Here is a 14,453-nt window from a genome sequence, read left to right on the forward strand (position 1 = left end):
TCTCCCAAGGGGAGACGCTGCGCGAACGAGACGCTGTGCGTTAAGCGAAGCTTGCCGCAGGCTTTACGCTCAGGGCGAGTGGGCATTGGTGTTGTGTGTGATGTAGAATTGACGACTAATCGGCTGATGCGGGTGCTGGTAAGAGATAAATTGCCCCAGAAATTAATGTCAGAATTACAGAAACCCAAAAAGCTATTAAGGCTGGTAATTGCCAATTTGGTGACAGAGGTGCAATTAAAAGGGCGATCGCAATAATTTGACTGACGGTTTTGAGTTTACCCCAAATATTCGCCCCGGTAATTTGAGTTTGATTGACTCGCCAACCTGCGATCGCTAGTTCTCGCGCTAAAATGAGAAACACTCCCCAAGCGGGGATTTTGCCTAATTCAATTAACACCATTAATGGTGCAAGTACTAAGAATTTATCGACTAAAGGGTCAAGAAATTTGCCTAAATCGCTAATTTGATTGAGTTTTCGCGCTAAATAGCCGTCTAACCAATCAGTTAATGCAGCGACTAGAAAAATTGCTAAACAGATCCATTGTGCTTGTGGTGAAGGATTATATAAGCCGTAAAGCAGAAATGGTATTCCTAACAAGCGTGAAAAAGTAATCCAGTTAGGTAAGGTCATAAGCAATTGCAAATTGAAAATTATATTTAAATGTAAATTAAAATTGGAAACCCTTGTAATTTTATTGGTAATTTTTACTTCCCCCGCATCCTCGAGGAGGCAAGATGCTTACCCCACAGGGTACTGATAAAATCTAATCTAGAAATTTAGATAGGTTTTAGCTTAGTAGTTTTTGCTTAGTTAGGCGATATTCCAACTTAGATATATTGCAAAATTCTTAGATTACTCTGTAGTTGTGATATATATGACTTGGTAAAAAATATCAAAATTTATGTATCTCAAGTTTAAATATTGTTCGGCAATTGTGGCAATTTTATTATCACTATTTTTTCCCCAACCAAAAATTATTATAGGCAAATCTATTTTACTGGCGCAGACATCTCCTAATTCTAAATTACAGGCAAACACCCTCTCCCAAGAGGCTAACAAATTATTACGTCAAGGAAAATTTTTAGAAGCAATAGAGTTATTTAAACAAGCGTTGGCAATTCGCCAAGCTATTAAAGATAGAATGGGTGAGACTTTTTCTCTTTACAGCATTGGTAAAGTTTATAGCAAAACTGGGCAGTATTCCCAGGCTTTAGAAGCCTATCAACAAGCGTTAGCAATTCGCAGACAAATTGGTGCGAAAGCTGGAGAAGTTGATATCCTCTACAAAATTGCCGAAGTCTATGAAAAAATGGGACATTATCCCAAAGCTTTAGAATATTACCAGCAAGCCTTGAATATTGCTAAAGATGTTGGCTCTCGGACTGGAGAAAGTGATACTCTCAATGGTATTGGCGCTGCTTACAGAAGCGTAGGGAATTATGCTCAAGCTTTAGATTATCATCAGCAAGCATTAGCTATTGCCAGAAAAACTAACGACCAAATTGAAGAAGCTGAAAGCCTGAATAAAATTGGTGTAGTTCACCGACATTTGGGTGATTATACCAAAGCCTTAGAGTTATATCAACAAGCATTAACTATTGCTAAAAGAATTGGCGATCGCTTCCTCGAAGGCGATACTTTGGGTAACATCGGTGTAGTTTATGATTATGCTGGTCAATATTCCCAAGCTTTAGATTATTATCAGCAAGCTTTAACGATTTTTCAACAAATTCGCAATCGCCAGTTAATAGGTATTACGCTGAATAATATTGGCAGCGTACATCACAGCATGGGGAAATATACCAATGCTGTAGAGTTCTATCAACAAGCTTTAAATATTACTAGAGAAGGTGGTTCGCGGGCGACTGAAGCGAGTATTCTTGGCAATATGGGATTAATATATCGCCATCAAAACGATTATGCGAAAGCTTTGGATATTTATCAACAAGCTCTAGCAATTCAACGGGAAATTGGCGATAAACCAGGAGAAAGTATTACGCTGAGTAATTTAGGGACTTTGTTAGAAAGACAGCAACAATCAGAGTTAGCGATCGCATTCTATAAACAGTCAGTAAATGTTACTGAAGATATTCGCCGTTCCTTACGAGTTTTACCAGGTAATCTACAAAAATCATATACTGAAAATGTAGCTAGTAAATATCGCCGTTTAGCTGATTTACTGTTGAGACAAAATCGTCCAGTAGAAGCACAACAAATACTAGATTTACTCAAAATACAAGAAGCAAATGAATATTTAAATCAGTCAAGAGGAAATAACAATAACTCTGCAAGTATTGATTTACTTTCTCAAGAGCAAAAAATTGTATCTCAGCTACAGTCGATTCAAGGTAAAGAAATAGAGTTAGGTAAACAACTTGTAGCTTTAAGACAAACTTGTCAACCAGAATGCACAACTAACCAACAACAGCGAATTGCTGAACTTGAACAACTACAACAGCAAACTCGTAAACAATTTAATACATTTATTAACAGTACAGATGTTAAATCCTTAGTTCGTCAATTAAATGAAACTGCACAAGAACAAAATCTTCGTCTTTCTCATTTAAATAAATTACGCAGCAATCTACCAAAAGATACTGTTTTACTATATCCCCTAGTTTTAGATGACAGAATTGAGATAGTTTTAGTTTCCCATTATACCCCACCAGTACGCCGAACTTCAGCAGTTAATAAACAAGTCTTAAATCAAAAAATCGCAGAATTTCGCCAAGCACTAACTCAGCGTACTAGCAACCCTAAAAAATCAGCTAGTCAACTTTATGATTGGCTGATTAAACCGATAGAATCAGATTTAAAGCAAGCACAAGCAAAAACAATTATTTATGCACCGGATGCACAGTTACGCTATATTCCTTTAGCAGCGTTATATGACGGTCAAAAATGGTTAATCGAACGCTTTGGAATTTATAATATCACAGCCGCTAGTATTGATGATTTAAAAACTCAACGTCAAACTAATTTACGTGCCTTAGCGGGAGCATTTAGCCAAGGAAATTATAGTTTTCAAGTTGGTTCTCAAAGTTTTAATTTTGATGGCTTGACTTATGCAGGCAAAGAAGTGGAGATTCTATCGCAAATTATAAAAAATACTACTAAAATTTTAGATAAAGAATTTTCTCCAGCTACTTTTGTGGCTAAATTCAATAATTACAATATAGTACATTTGGCAACCCACGCAACATTTACCGCAGGTAAACCAGAGGAGTCATTTATTTTATTTGGTAATGGCGAAAGAGTGACACTCCTAGATGTGGAAGATTGGAATCTCTCGAATGTAGACTTAATAGTGCTAAGTGCTTGCGAAACTGGAGTTGGCGATCGGTTGGGTAACGGTGAAGAAATTCTCGGTTTTGGCTATCTCATGCAACTAGCAGGCGCAAAAACTACCGTTGCATCATTATGGGTTGTTGATGATGGCGGTACTCAGGCTTTAATGAATGAATTTTATGCAGCGTTACAAAATACTAATATTACTAAATCTCAGGCGATTAGACAAGCGCAATTAGCTTTAATTACAGGTGATTTTCAATTTTTAGATAGGGTAAAAAAGCAAATTAATTCAACGCCAAATATCAGCGCTAATTTTAAGCATCCCTATTATTGGGCACCATTTATTTTAATTGGCAATGGTCTTTAAATTATGGATACAGTATCATCTCTGTGTCACCACAGAGGCAGAGAGAAAGGAGGCTATTAGCAGGAGGACTATTTATACTCTTCATTAATTTCCAATATCACAGAAAACCCCTACTTAAAATTCCATCGTTGATATTAAATACAACTACTTTAGCCATTAATATTTACCCATTAAAAATTTAATTATTAAGTGTTCCTGAAACAGCTTCTAGGACTAAAAGCTTATCAATTCTCCTGGTTAATTCATAATCAGGGATGGCTCTAAATTCTTCCGGAGAAAACTTACCAAAAAGGCTGACTAACTGTTCAATCATTTCTGATTTTTTTAATCTCACCATGTAAAAGCTACTACCCTTTAAATAAATGATCTACAATTGATGAAATTCGGTTTTTGCGTTCTTGAGTATAGTTAAATATTTTTTGCATAAATTTATTTGCTGTTTTGAAATAACATTTACTAATCTATTGTAAGCCAAAGCGTGATTGAGTCAGGAGACGAGGGAGACGAGGGAGACAAGGAGGACAAGCAATTCAAAATTCAAAATTAAGAATTCTATTTGAACTTCGACTTTTGCCCAATGCCCAATGCCTATTTTCAGGCTAGGCACATACTTTGTAATAATTATTAATTATTGGCACTAATTAAATCGGATTCCTATATATCTGAATTTATCCACATCTTCGCCTAAGCATGGGATGATCTTTGTTCTGAGATTGTCTACATTATCGGCACTATGACTCAACAAGCAGACTCACAATTTCGTATCGAACGCGATTCGATGGGCGATCGCCAAATCGCAAGTAATGTTTATTACGGTATCCAAACCCTACGGGCTATCGAAAACTTCCCGATTAGCGGACTTAAGCCGTTATCTACTTACGTAGATGCTGGTTTATTAATTAAAAAAGCTACAGCAATTGTTAACGGCGAACTGGGTTGCATTCCCCAAGATATTAGTCAGGCTATTGTGCAAGCATCGGAGGAGATACTTGCAGGAAAGTTGCGCGATCAATTTGTGGTGGATGTCTACCAAGCTGGTGCGGGTACTTCTCACCACATGAATGTGAATGAAGTGCTGGCGAATCGGGCTTTGGAAATTTTGGGGGATGAAAAGGGCAATTATAAAAGAGTCAGCCCCAATGACCATGTGAATTATGGACAGTCTACCAATGATGTGATTCCTACAGCAATCCGCATCGGTGGCTTATTGGCGCTGACGCATACATTACACCCAGCTTTAGATAAGGCGATCGCCTCTCTTGAAGCCAAAGCGGTAGAATTTCAAGATATCGTCAAATCAGGTAGAACTCATTTGCAAGATGCTGTACCTGTGCGCTTAGGTGAAAATTTCCGCGCTTGGGCTTACATCCTTGCAGAACATCAAAATCGGATTTACACTGCTTCTGGCGATTTAATGGTGTTGGGTTTGGGTGGAAGTGCTGCGGGTACAGGGATGAATACTCATCCCCATTATCGGGCGCGGGTGGTGGAAGTTCTCGCGGAATTGCTAAATACACCTTTGGAACCTGCGCCGCATTTAATGGCGGCGATGCAAAGTATGGCACCATTTGTAAATGTTTCCGGTGCTGTACGCAATTTAGCTCAAGATTTAGTCAAAATTTCCCACGATTTACGGTTGATGGATTCGGGGCCAAAAACTGGCTTTAAGGAAATTCAACTACCGCCAGTACAACCCGGTTCCTCAATTATGCCAGGAAAATATAATCCGGTGATGGCAGAGATGACATCGATGGTATGTTTTCAAGTTATGGGTTACGACAACGCGATCGCACTGGCCGCCCAAGCCGGACAATTAGAATTAAATGTGATGATGCCCCTGATTGCCTACAATTTAATTCAGAGTATCGAAATTTTAGGTAATACCATCGCCGCCCTCACGGAACGTTGCATTAAAGGAATTACCGCTAATCAAGAACGCTGTTTGGCCTATGCTGAAGGTAGTTTAGCTTTAGTTACCGCCCTTAATCCCCACATTGGTTATCTCAATGCAGCAGCTGTAGCCAAGGAATCTTTAGAAACTGGTAAATCCTTAAGACAGATTGTTTTGGAAAAAGGATTGATGAGTGAGGCGGAATTAGCCACCGTGTTAAATCTGGAACAGATGAGTGGTATCTTACCCCTCACACCAGAAGCAGACAAAGTAGATTAGAAAGATAATAGGAAGATACAAGAAAGAAGAAATTCTTCTTTCTGTTATCTTTACTAATCTGAATTTATTATCCATGCAGACCCAAAAACCATCGGTCAGTTTAATTCGTGCTACTTCTTACGAACGCGAGTCTCTACGTGAATCGTTAGCAACGCTGCTGGAACCTTTTGGGGGAATGGCGGCTTTTGTGAAAAAAGGCGATCGCGTTTTGCTGAAGCCGAATCTCCTCACTGGAGCGCGTCCTGGTAAAGAGTGTACCACGCGCCCCGAACTGGTTTATGCAGTTGCCCAGATGGTCATAGAAGTAGGTGGAAAGCCGTTTTTAGGGGATAGTCCCGCTTTTGGTAGTGCTAAGGGTGTAGCGATCGCTAATGGCTATGAACCGATTTTAGAAGAACTTAACCTACCAATTGTCGAGTTTCACGGACAGCGTTACGAAACTGTTAGCGAAGGTTTCAATCACCTATTGTTATCCAAAGAAGCAATGGCGGCGGATGTGGTAATTAATTTACCCAAAGTTAAATCCCATGCCCAATTAACATTGACTTTAGGCGTAAAAAACCTCTTTGGCTGCGTTCCCGGCAAAATGAAGGCTTGGTGGCACATGGAAGCTGGTAAAGACGCTAACCGCTTTGGCGAAATGCTGGTAGAAACTGCTAAGGCTATTAACCCCAACTTAACCATTTTAGATGGCATCATCGGTCATGATGGCAATGGCCCTAGTAATGGAGAACCTCATCCCTTGGGAATTTTAGCAGCAGCCACCAATGTTTTTGCCCTAGATCGGGCAATGGTGGAAATTCTCAGTGTACCACCCTCTCAAGTTCCTACCGTCGCCGCTTCCCAAAGATTAGGCTTATGTCCCGAATTGGCTGAGATTGATTTTCCTCACCTAGAACCCGATTTACTCAAAGTAGACAACTGGAAATTACCAGATAAGTTAATCCCCATCGATTTTGCCATGCCCCGCGTGATTAAATCCACCTTTAGACATCTATATATTCGGTTTATTAAAGAACCAATGACAGCCTACGGTAGACGTTAGTTTAATAATTGCAATCTTGACTACAAAAATCATCACTTTTTCAAGAGTAATCTATATCTACCCTCCGATTGCTTAACTAGACCGCCCTCATTTTGTGGCGGTTTTTTCATTGATAAGTTTGTTATAAAATTTTTATATAAGGTCTTTTTGATGCTGAACCTCCTTTCAATAATTGTTTTATCTACTAGTGATGATATTAGGCTGATTATTTGAGAAATCTACCTATATACAGATTTACAAAATCACCAAATTATTCTTTATTATCAATAATCTGAATTCTTAACTTTTATGGGTGCAATAACTGAATTAATACCTCATAGCAAGATAGATTTATCTGTATTTTTTCGGTGGAAATTTATGGATAAAAAATCGACCTTAGCAGTGAGTGAGAACGCAAAAAATTATTTAAGTGTAATCACTATTGAATAGTGAGGAAAATCTAGGCATAATCAGTATTTCTGCGGTACTAGTGTGAAGTAGCACAAATTAAGCAGTTATCCTTATAACTACCTTAGACAAGGAATTTGAAGATGTTATACTGAGGCAATAAATCCTGAATTTCTTAGGATCATTAATCAAAAAATGTAATCTATAATGCCATATTACAAAATATGAACAAACCAACTATACCCCCGTAAAGACAGTATTTTTTAATAAAAATAAGCACCTAAATTTTCAAAATGTTTGTAGTGAACTATGTGTTAACTTTTTTAGGTAACAAACAGAATTTATGACAGTTAGAAAAGTGGTTAAGATTCTGTATTAATTCAGGGAATGTAGCGAAAAACTAGTTAAAATAGTAGCAACACTCTCTTCAAGAGAGTAAAACATAAAGTGATTTGGTGAATTTCAATTTTTTTGTATGAATTCAAATAGCCAGTCTGCCAATACCGATACATATTCCCATAGGTTGGCAGACATTGTGGGAACTGCGATCGCTCTTTTAACTTTGACAGTACCAGTTTTTGTCATTGCCCACTATTCTTCCACAAATTTACCCTATAATCAGCCCTCTCTGACTTATAGCTTGCCGCGAATGGACGATTAAACAATATCAACAAAAAAATATTCACTAAACAAGCATTGCAGAGTCATGAATACTTAAACATCAGCACGTACTCAGCACCACAGAGAATGAAATCAACCCTCTTTTGATGGTGTTAAGCATAACTCGGATGCTTTTTAAGATTGTGGCTAGCTATCCAGCTAACACTGATGAAACTCCAGATTGTCAAAAATCTAAAAATCCCATTAATAACAGCTAATTGGGACAAATAAACCAGAAAAGCGGCGATGATTTAGCGATCGCCGCTTTTTTGTCACTGGTCATTGGTTAAGAATTCTAAATGATCAACACTCAACTATGGACTATTGACTGTTGACTGTTGAGCGCCAATCGAAAGAAATCTTTAAGATATGTCCATCTTGGCCATAAAATTCTACACGGGGAGCCTAACTAATTGCACCCAAAATCTATCTGTTATGAGAGGAGCCTTTTTGTGGACTTATCGCTGATACCACCCCAACCAAAACCTGGTCTAATCAATGTTCTCATTGAAATTCCCGGTGGGAGCAAAAATAAATACGAATACGATAAAGATCTTCAGGCTTTTGCCCTAGACCGAGTCCTGTATTCTTCGGTACAATATCCTTATGACTATGGCTTTGTACCCAATACTTTAGCTGATGACGGCGATCCTCTAGACGGTATGGTCATTATCGATGAACCAACCTTTCCTGGCTGTATAATTGCTGCACGACCAATTGGTTTGTTGGAAATGATTGATGGCGGCGATCGCGATGAAAAAATCCTTTGCGTTCCTGACAAAGACCCACGCTACGCTCAAATAAAATCATTAAAAGACTTACCATCACACCGTTTGGATGAAATTGCTGAATTTTTCCGCACTTATAAAAATCTGGAAAAGAAGGTAACTGAAATTCTCGGTTGGCAAGATGTTGAGCAAGTAACAGCATTAGTAGAAAAGTCAATCAAAGCGGCTCAAGGCTAATCGGTTAAAGTAATGGGTAATATTTCAGTTGTCAGTAATTCAGAAATTAACTTTTGCATTGTTGACGATTGATTCATTACCCATTGCTAATTTGGTATAACGAGTAATCCTGAATAGCTTAGACATCAACCAGCTAAAAGTTATTCATTATCATCGATAAAAGACAAGCAGACGCAGAGAACAAACCAATGAATAACTAATCACCAATGACCAATGACCAAGCGCAAATTCTGAGCGGATGAAACCTCCAATCAGAACTTAGTTAAGAATGACCAATGACTAATGACTCTTTAGCGTCAGTAAATTCAAGCAGTCACTAATAAAAACAACTTTTGCTATTTGCAGAACGCAAAAATTGCTACATAAACCCAAATCAAATGCAGCGAACTCTCCTTTCGGCAAAAATTCATAACTGTACCCTGACAGGGGCAAATGTTAACTATGTGGGAAGTATTAGTATAGATAACATTCTCTTGCAAAAATCAGGTATATTACCCTATGAACAGGTACAGGTAGTTAATAAGGCTAATGGCGAGCGTTTTATCACTTATGCCATACCTGCTCCTGCTGAATCAGGTGTCATTGAGCTAAATGGGGCTGCCGCACGTCTAGGCATAATAGGCGATCGCCTGATTATAATGGCCTACGGGCAGTTTACTCCGGAAGAGTTACAAAATTACTCGCCTACGGTTGTCATTGTAGACGAAAAAAACCAATTGGTGGAAGTACGGCACTACGATGACCTGCTCATTCAGAAGGCAGAATTAACAAGGCAAATGGCAGAAGGAACTCACGTTTAAACGTGGGACTTAGACTATTGTAGAAGCTTTGTATCTCGCTCTGGGCATTGCGATACAATTGTTTTTTTAAACTGTTGTTCTCAATCCAGAACTAAAGTAGTAATTAATACATAAGACTTTCTGCCCTCTGCCTTTCTTTGTAAGGTCTAAAATGCGAGGAAAATGTCAAATTTTGAACTGTCAGGTTCCCAAAGCTACTTAGCTGAGAAGGAAACTACCCCCCTCAGTAATCCAGCCACAGAATTTTCAGTGCAATTCTGGGGTGTAAGAGGTTTGATTGCTACTCCAGGAAGTAACACCAATCGCTACGGTGGAAATACTGCTTGTGTAGAAATGCGCGTAGCCGGAAAAGAATTGATTTTTGATGGGGGTACTGGTTTAAGATTACTGGGTAAAACTTGGCAGCAATTGCAACAGCCAATCGCAGCGCATTTATTTTTTACTAACTCCCAATTAAATCGCATTCAAGGCTTTCCTTTTTTTGCTCCCGCATTTATCGCCAAAAATAGCTTCCACATCTACGGTACAGCAGCCTCAAACAGTGCCTCGATTAAGCAATGTCTGTATGACCAAATGCTTCAGCCGCACTTTCCCTATCCTTTACAGGTGATGCAATCACAATTGCATTTCCACAATCTCACTTCAGGTAGTAAATTCACCATAGAGGATGTGACAATTCATACAGAATTGATCAATCAACATCAGCGATCGCTTGGCTATCGCATCACCTGGCAGAATTTAAGCGTTGCTTACATTACAGATTTACCAAAGAATCCTGATGAGGTAGAGCAAGAACGGATTTTAGAGTTAATTACAGGGGTAGATTTATTAATTGCTAACGGTACTTACAATCCGCCAACAGCTCACAACCACGATCTAGCAGATTTGCAATGGCAAACTGCTGTTGATTTAGCTCATCATGCAGCAGTAAAAAGCTTAGTCATCTCTCATTATCATCCAGATGATGACGATGATTTCCTCGATGGTGTCCAATCTGAGGTTAAGTCTGTATTTTCCAAAGCATTATTAGCCCGTGAAGGTATGGTTTTATCTGTTTAGGGCATTATTGGGCATTGGGCATTGGGCATTGGGCATTGGGCATGGGAATATGAGGCAATCAGAAAAACAACTGACAACTGACTATTGACTATTGACTATTGACTATTGCCCATTGATAACTGACAACTGACAACTGACACTGGACAATTGACTGAGTTGTTTGAGTTTATCTGCTACCGCACCAGTGATGAATAATTCTCTAGCTGTGGCTATACCCGATCGCATATCTGGACAAATACCACTTTGCCATAAATAAAATCCACCATTCCACAAGGCTGTTTCCATTAATTCTGTGGCTGTACCAGCTAAAACTGCTTGCATTTGAGTAAGCAGTTCTTCTGTATTAGCCAGTGGGACGTTCTTCGCTGTTACATCGTAATCGCGGGGTGCAAGATGTAATCTTTCTATTTCTCCTGATGGGGATGATAATCCAATAATCGCTGTGCGATCGCGTGGTAAGTCGCAGCTACCTTCCAATCCCTTGACTAATGTATATTTTTTGATATTATGCAACCTCAAAGTTAACTGAAATAGGGTTTCTGTAGGTGGATGGACAAATCCGGGAATCATATGCACATCCCCAGCGTAAGGACACCATATTAGCTCCATTGTGGCGAAGGGTGGACGTTTCCCTAGTTGGTCGCGGTATTCCCAAAGACTGTTAATTAAGAGAAAATGCTGAGGCGTATAAACAAAGCCAATTCCTGTTTGCGCGAATACCTGCTGGGTTTTTTCTAGTGACAAGCTTGTCCAATTGACTCCTAAAGCTTGCCAAATTTCTGCTAAGGGTAGACCGTATTTTGTCGGTAAGCGATCGCCTCCATGCATAACCACTGGTTGACCTACAGCAGCTAATAATAAAGCTGTAATTGGGCTAATTGGCGCGGTGCGGGTTCTGCCATCATAAGGGATACCAAAAACGATGACTGGTTTCTTAGTGGCGATGGGTTGAAGTTTTGGCCCTAGTTCATTGTAAGCATCTAGCATTCCCGCTAACTCTTCTGGTGTGGGACGTTTGATGCGGTGAGCAATGAGAAACGCCCCAATTTGGGCTGGGGTCGCTTCACCTAGCAATATCATCTTAGTAGCTGTTGCAGCTTCAGTCCGAGTTAAATTCTCTCCTGTATGATTTCCGCTACCAACCTTCTGTAGAAATTGCCTAAATAGATTGCTCATAGGAGTCAACAGTCAATGGTCAATAGTCAATGGTCAATGGTCAACGGTCATTAGTCAATAGTACTGAGACTTCGGACTCTTGATTTGGGACTTTTGACTTATCTTTGCTTTAAGAAGCCGAGCGCTGTTGATTAATTTGTGGTGGGATATTTTCCCGTACTAGTTGCCAAAAGTGTTTGATTGGGGGAATTTGCAAGCGATCGCCAGTTGTCACCATAACTACCCGACGAGTCAAGCTAGAAGTGTCGGGCACAGTACCATTATTATTACTAGCTAACGGGCGGACTGCTAACGTCGGGTCAAGTTGGGCTTCCATTAATGCGGAATGGGGTAGCAAAGCTATGAGTTCGCCTTGACGCACTACTCCCCGGAAAGCATCTAGGGTATTGACCTCTAAAGCCGCTTGCAGTGTAGCTTCTAGTCGCTCAAACCGATCTTGGATTAAGCGTTGCATTCCATAACCATCTTTAAAGACTACTTGGGGATAACGAATTAATTCCGACCAAGGAATACATTCATATTGGGCTAATGGATGTTTCGCTGAGGTCAGAACTTCTATCGGTTCTTCATAGAGTACTTCTACTACCATTTCCCGGCCTGTAGTTAAAAAGCGATTGTTCATCACAATTGCTAAATCTACCAAGCCGTCTTTGAGGACTTTTAAAGCGCGATCGCTACCTAAGGAGGTGACGCGCAATTGCACATCTGGATAATCGCGGCAAAATTGCTGCAACACTGGTGGTAAATAGGAGGCGCACAAAGAGTGAATCGCTGCAATGCACAATTCTGGCTGCTTCCCAGCAATTAAATCTGTTAATTCCTCGGTAGCAACTTGCCATTCTTGACAAATTTTGCGCACGCGAGGCAGTAATCGTTCACCTCCCAGCGTTAACTTGGCGTGAGTAGTGCGATGAAACAGTTCTATGCCCAAATCTGCTTCTAAAGCCTGGATTTGGCGGCTGATGGTCGATTGGGTTACCCCACATTTGCGTGCTGCTTGTTGAAAGCTGCCGGTGTCCGCGATCGCTAAAAAAGCTTGCAACTGCTCTAGTCGCATTTTTTTGTAGCCTGAATTACATTTATGGCTTCCATTAACTTAACGGTTTTTCTACCTCAATTTGGTACAGTTTGTTACAAGTGGTTAGCTTTGCAATATTTTAATTTAAATTTTTTTCAACTCATACCAGGACTGACTTACCATTCAGCTAAGGCGATCGCTACTCCTGTTTGTAAATCGGGTTTGATAGCAGTATCATTTGCCAACTGCTGTAATTGTTGATGGGCGCTTTCTGGTGCAAGATTTTTCAAAGCCGCGATCGCATGAAGTCTCACTGATGGTTCAGGATCGGCTAAAAGTAAAATTAAGGGTTCAATTGCCTGAATATTACCTAACTGTCCTAAAGCTAGAGCGCTCGCACTTTTAATATTGGCAAGTTCTGTGGCTGGATGCTGGGATTGCAGGATTTCTAGCAAAATTTCTGTGGCTATTGGTGTTAAATCTGGTTTTTGGACTCTACCCAAAACTGTGACAATTTCTTGCCATAATCTTTCTAATTTCAATTGTGCAAATGCTTGTTGCAGATACTTTAACCCTGTAGCAGTTTCTAACCAACTTAAGGCGCGAATAATTTCTAATTGCAGCTTCAGCGATGAGTAGGGTGATAGCAGCACTGAAAATAAGCAATCAGCAGCTTTTTCACTACCCATCCGTGATAAGGCTATAGCTGCTGCACAAGCAACTTCTTCGTTTAGATCGAAAAGTTTCCCTTGCAGTTGCGTCACCAAATCTAATGTTTGACATAAGTCAGCACGAGAAGCTAAAGCTTGCACGGCGGCGAGTCTCACGGGAGTAGCGAAATCATCTAAAGCTTTTAATAGTATTGGTGGGATGCGTTCATCGTGAAAGCTGCTGAGAGCTTCAATAGCTGCTAACCTGACTGTAGGTTGGGGATCTTCCACCACAGTTAACAGAGGTGCAATGGTTTCTTGACGACGGATGTAAGCAAGCGATCGCACTGCTAACAGTCTGGTATTTTCCTCTGCCAATAATTCAGTAAGTTCCGCAATTGCTAAAGTATCCATTTGTCCTAAAGCAGTGGCGGCCATTAACTTGAGTTCTTGATTATCGCTGGTTTTCAGCAATTGCACCAAAGAAGCAATGGTATCCGGTTGCTGAAACTCGCCTAAAATTCGTGCTGCATACCAGCGTACTTCTTCTTCTGCATCTTCATCTTCTAAGATGGCAATTAATGGTGCGATCGCAATATTTCCCAACTTGGTAAAAACTTTGGTAATTTCCCAGCGTTGCTGAAAATCTCCGTTTTCTAAAACTTCTATGGCTAGTTCCAGCATATGCTCTCGTTTTTGCCATATTTCTGGATTTTTCGAGTCAGCATTTTGAGTCAACTGTTGTAAATATTGAATCAGCGATGACCAATCAGCTGCGTCATGTGCTAACTGCGCCTGCATCAAAAGCTGGTTGATGTTATTCACAACTCTTCAAAACCTCTATACGTAACATCAAATCGTCAT

The 14,453-nt window shown here is 39.9% G+C and carries 12 protein-coding genes; 7 read left to right on the forward strand and 5 right to left on the reverse strand.

Features of this window, described 5'->3' with window-relative positions; all coding sequences use genetic code 11:
• Window positions 1–115: 115 nt before the first annotated feature.
• On the reverse strand, window positions 116–631 hold the full coding sequence (gene pgsA / locus H6G41_RS01880; RefSeq protein ID WP_190743087.1) for a CDP-diacylglycerol--glycerol-3-phosphate 3-phosphatidyltransferase: 516 nt from the start codon (window positions 629–631) through the stop codon (window positions 116–118).
• 271 nt (window positions 632–902) lie between these two features.
• On the opposite strand from pgsA, the gene H6G41_RS01885 reads away from it, so the two are divergent.
• Window positions 903–3,659, forward strand: a complete 2,757-nt coding sequence (locus tag H6G41_RS01885) for a tetratricopeptide repeat protein (RefSeq protein ID WP_190743089.1) — start codon at window positions 903–905, stop codon at window positions 3,657–3,659.
• A gap of 178 nt (window positions 3,660–3,837) precedes the next feature.
• On the opposite strand, the gene H6G41_RS35975 is transcribed toward H6G41_RS01885, so the two are convergent.
• Window positions 3,838–3,972 carry a hypothetical protein gene (locus H6G41_RS35975; protein WP_306790385.1) on the reverse strand — a complete coding sequence of 45 codons (135 nt, stop codon included), beginning with the start codon at window positions 3,970–3,972 and terminating at the stop codon, window positions 3,838–3,840.
• A gap of 420 nt (window positions 3,973–4,392) precedes the next feature.
• Between H6G41_RS35975 and H6G41_RS01895 the strand changes: the two genes are divergently transcribed.
• The 6 genes from H6G41_RS01895 (at window position 4,393) to H6G41_RS01920 (ending at window position 10,745) form a co-directional block, all read left to right on the forward strand.
• Window positions 4,393–5,829, forward strand: a complete 1,437-nt coding sequence (locus H6G41_RS01895) for an aspartate ammonia-lyase (RefSeq protein WP_190743091.1) — start codon at window positions 4,393–4,395, stop codon at window positions 5,827–5,829.
• A gap of 73 nt (window positions 5,830–5,902) precedes the next feature.
• Window positions 5,903–6,874: a DUF362 domain-containing protein gene (locus H6G41_RS01900; protein ID WP_190743093.1), complete on the forward strand. Its 972-nt coding sequence runs from the start codon at window positions 5,903–5,905 to the stop codon at window positions 6,872–6,874.
• 862 nt (window positions 6,875–7,736) lie between these two features.
• Window positions 7,737–7,922 carry a hypothetical protein gene (locus H6G41_RS01905; protein ID WP_190743095.1) on the forward strand — a complete coding sequence of 62 codons (186 nt, stop codon included), beginning with the start codon at window positions 7,737–7,739 and terminating at the stop codon, window positions 7,920–7,922.
• Between the two features lie 451 nt (window positions 7,923–8,373).
• Complete coding sequence (locus H6G41_RS01910) at window positions 8,374–8,886, forward strand: inorganic diphosphatase (RefSeq protein WP_190743097.1); 513 nt, start codon at window positions 8,374–8,376, stop codon at window positions 8,884–8,886.
• A 377-nt stretch (window positions 8,887–9,263) separates the two neighbouring features.
• Window positions 9,264–9,686: an aspartate 1-decarboxylase gene (gene panD / locus H6G41_RS01915; RefSeq protein ID WP_190743099.1), complete on the forward strand. Its 423-nt coding sequence runs from the start codon at window positions 9,264–9,266 to the stop codon at window positions 9,684–9,686.
• A gap of 162 nt (window positions 9,687–9,848) precedes the next feature.
• Window positions 9,849–10,745 (forward strand): MBL fold metallo-hydrolase, encoded by an 897-nt coding sequence (locus H6G41_RS01920; protein ID WP_190743102.1) that lies wholly within the window; start codon window positions 9,849–9,851, stop codon window positions 10,743–10,745.
• A gap of 102 nt (window positions 10,746–10,847) precedes the next feature.
• On the opposite strand, the gene H6G41_RS01925 is transcribed toward H6G41_RS01920, so the two are convergent.
• The 3 genes from H6G41_RS01925 to H6G41_RS01935 all read right to left on the reverse strand — a co-directional run bounded on the left by H6G41_RS01925 (window position 10,848) and on the right by H6G41_RS01935 (window position 14,414).
• Complete coding sequence (locus H6G41_RS01925) at window positions 10,848–11,921, reverse strand: anthranilate phosphoribosyltransferase family protein (protein WP_190743104.1); 1,074 nt, start codon at window positions 11,919–11,921, stop codon at window positions 10,848–10,850.
• 109 nt (window positions 11,922–12,030) lie between these two features.
• A complete protein-coding gene (locus H6G41_RS01930; RefSeq protein WP_190743105.1) occupies window positions 12,031–12,978 on the reverse strand; it encodes a LysR family transcriptional regulator in 948 nt (315 codons plus the stop codon).
• A gap of 137 nt (window positions 12,979–13,115) precedes the next feature.
• Window positions 13,116–14,414 carry a HEAT repeat domain-containing protein gene (locus tag H6G41_RS01935; RefSeq protein ID WP_308795750.1) on the reverse strand — a complete coding sequence of 433 codons (1,299 nt, stop codon included), beginning with the start codon at window positions 14,412–14,414 and terminating at the stop codon, window positions 13,116–13,118.
• Window positions 14,415–14,453 lie beyond the last annotated feature (39 nt).

The organism is Tolypothrix sp. FACHB-123 (assembly GCF_014697075.1).
GTDB lineage: Bacteria > Cyanobacteriota > Cyanobacteriia > Cyanobacteriales > Nostocaceae > Aulosira.

Bases quoted from the DNA above. Each gene is read 5' to 3' on its own strand.
- pgsA (WP_190743087.1), bottom strand. From the start codon at position 631: ATGACCTTACCTAACTGGATTACTTTTTCACGCTTGTTAGGAATACCA.
- H6G41_RS01885 (WP_190743089.1), top strand. From the start codon at position 903: ATGTATCTCAAGTTTAAATATTGTTCGGCAATTGTGGCAATTTTATTA.
- H6G41_RS35975 (WP_306790385.1), bottom strand. From the start codon at position 3,972: ATGATTGAACAGTTAGTCAGCCTTTTTGGTAAGTTTTCTCCGGAAGAA.
- H6G41_RS01895 (WP_190743091.1), top strand. From the start codon at position 4,393: ATGACTCAACAAGCAGACTCACAATTTCGTATCGAACGCGATTCGATG.
- H6G41_RS01900 (WP_190743093.1), top strand. From the start codon at position 5,903: ATGCAGACCCAAAAACCATCGGTCAGTTTAATTCGTGCTACTTCTTAC.
- H6G41_RS01905 (WP_190743095.1), top strand. From the start codon at position 7,737: ATGAATTCAAATAGCCAGTCTGCCAATACCGATACATATTCCCATAGG.
- panD (WP_190743099.1), top strand. From the start codon at position 9,264: ATGCAGCGAACTCTCCTTTCGGCAAAAATTCATAACTGTACCCTGACA.
- H6G41_RS01920 (WP_190743102.1), top strand. From the start codon at position 9,849: ATGTCAAATTTTGAACTGTCAGGTTCCCAAAGCTACTTAGCTGAGAAG.
- H6G41_RS01925 (WP_190743104.1), bottom strand. From the start codon at position 11,921: ATGAGCAATCTATTTAGGCAATTTCTACAGAAGGTTGGTAGCGGAAAT.
- H6G41_RS01930 (WP_190743105.1), bottom strand. From the start codon at position 12,978: ATGCGACTAGAGCAGTTGCAAGCTTTTTTAGCGATCGCGGACACCGGC.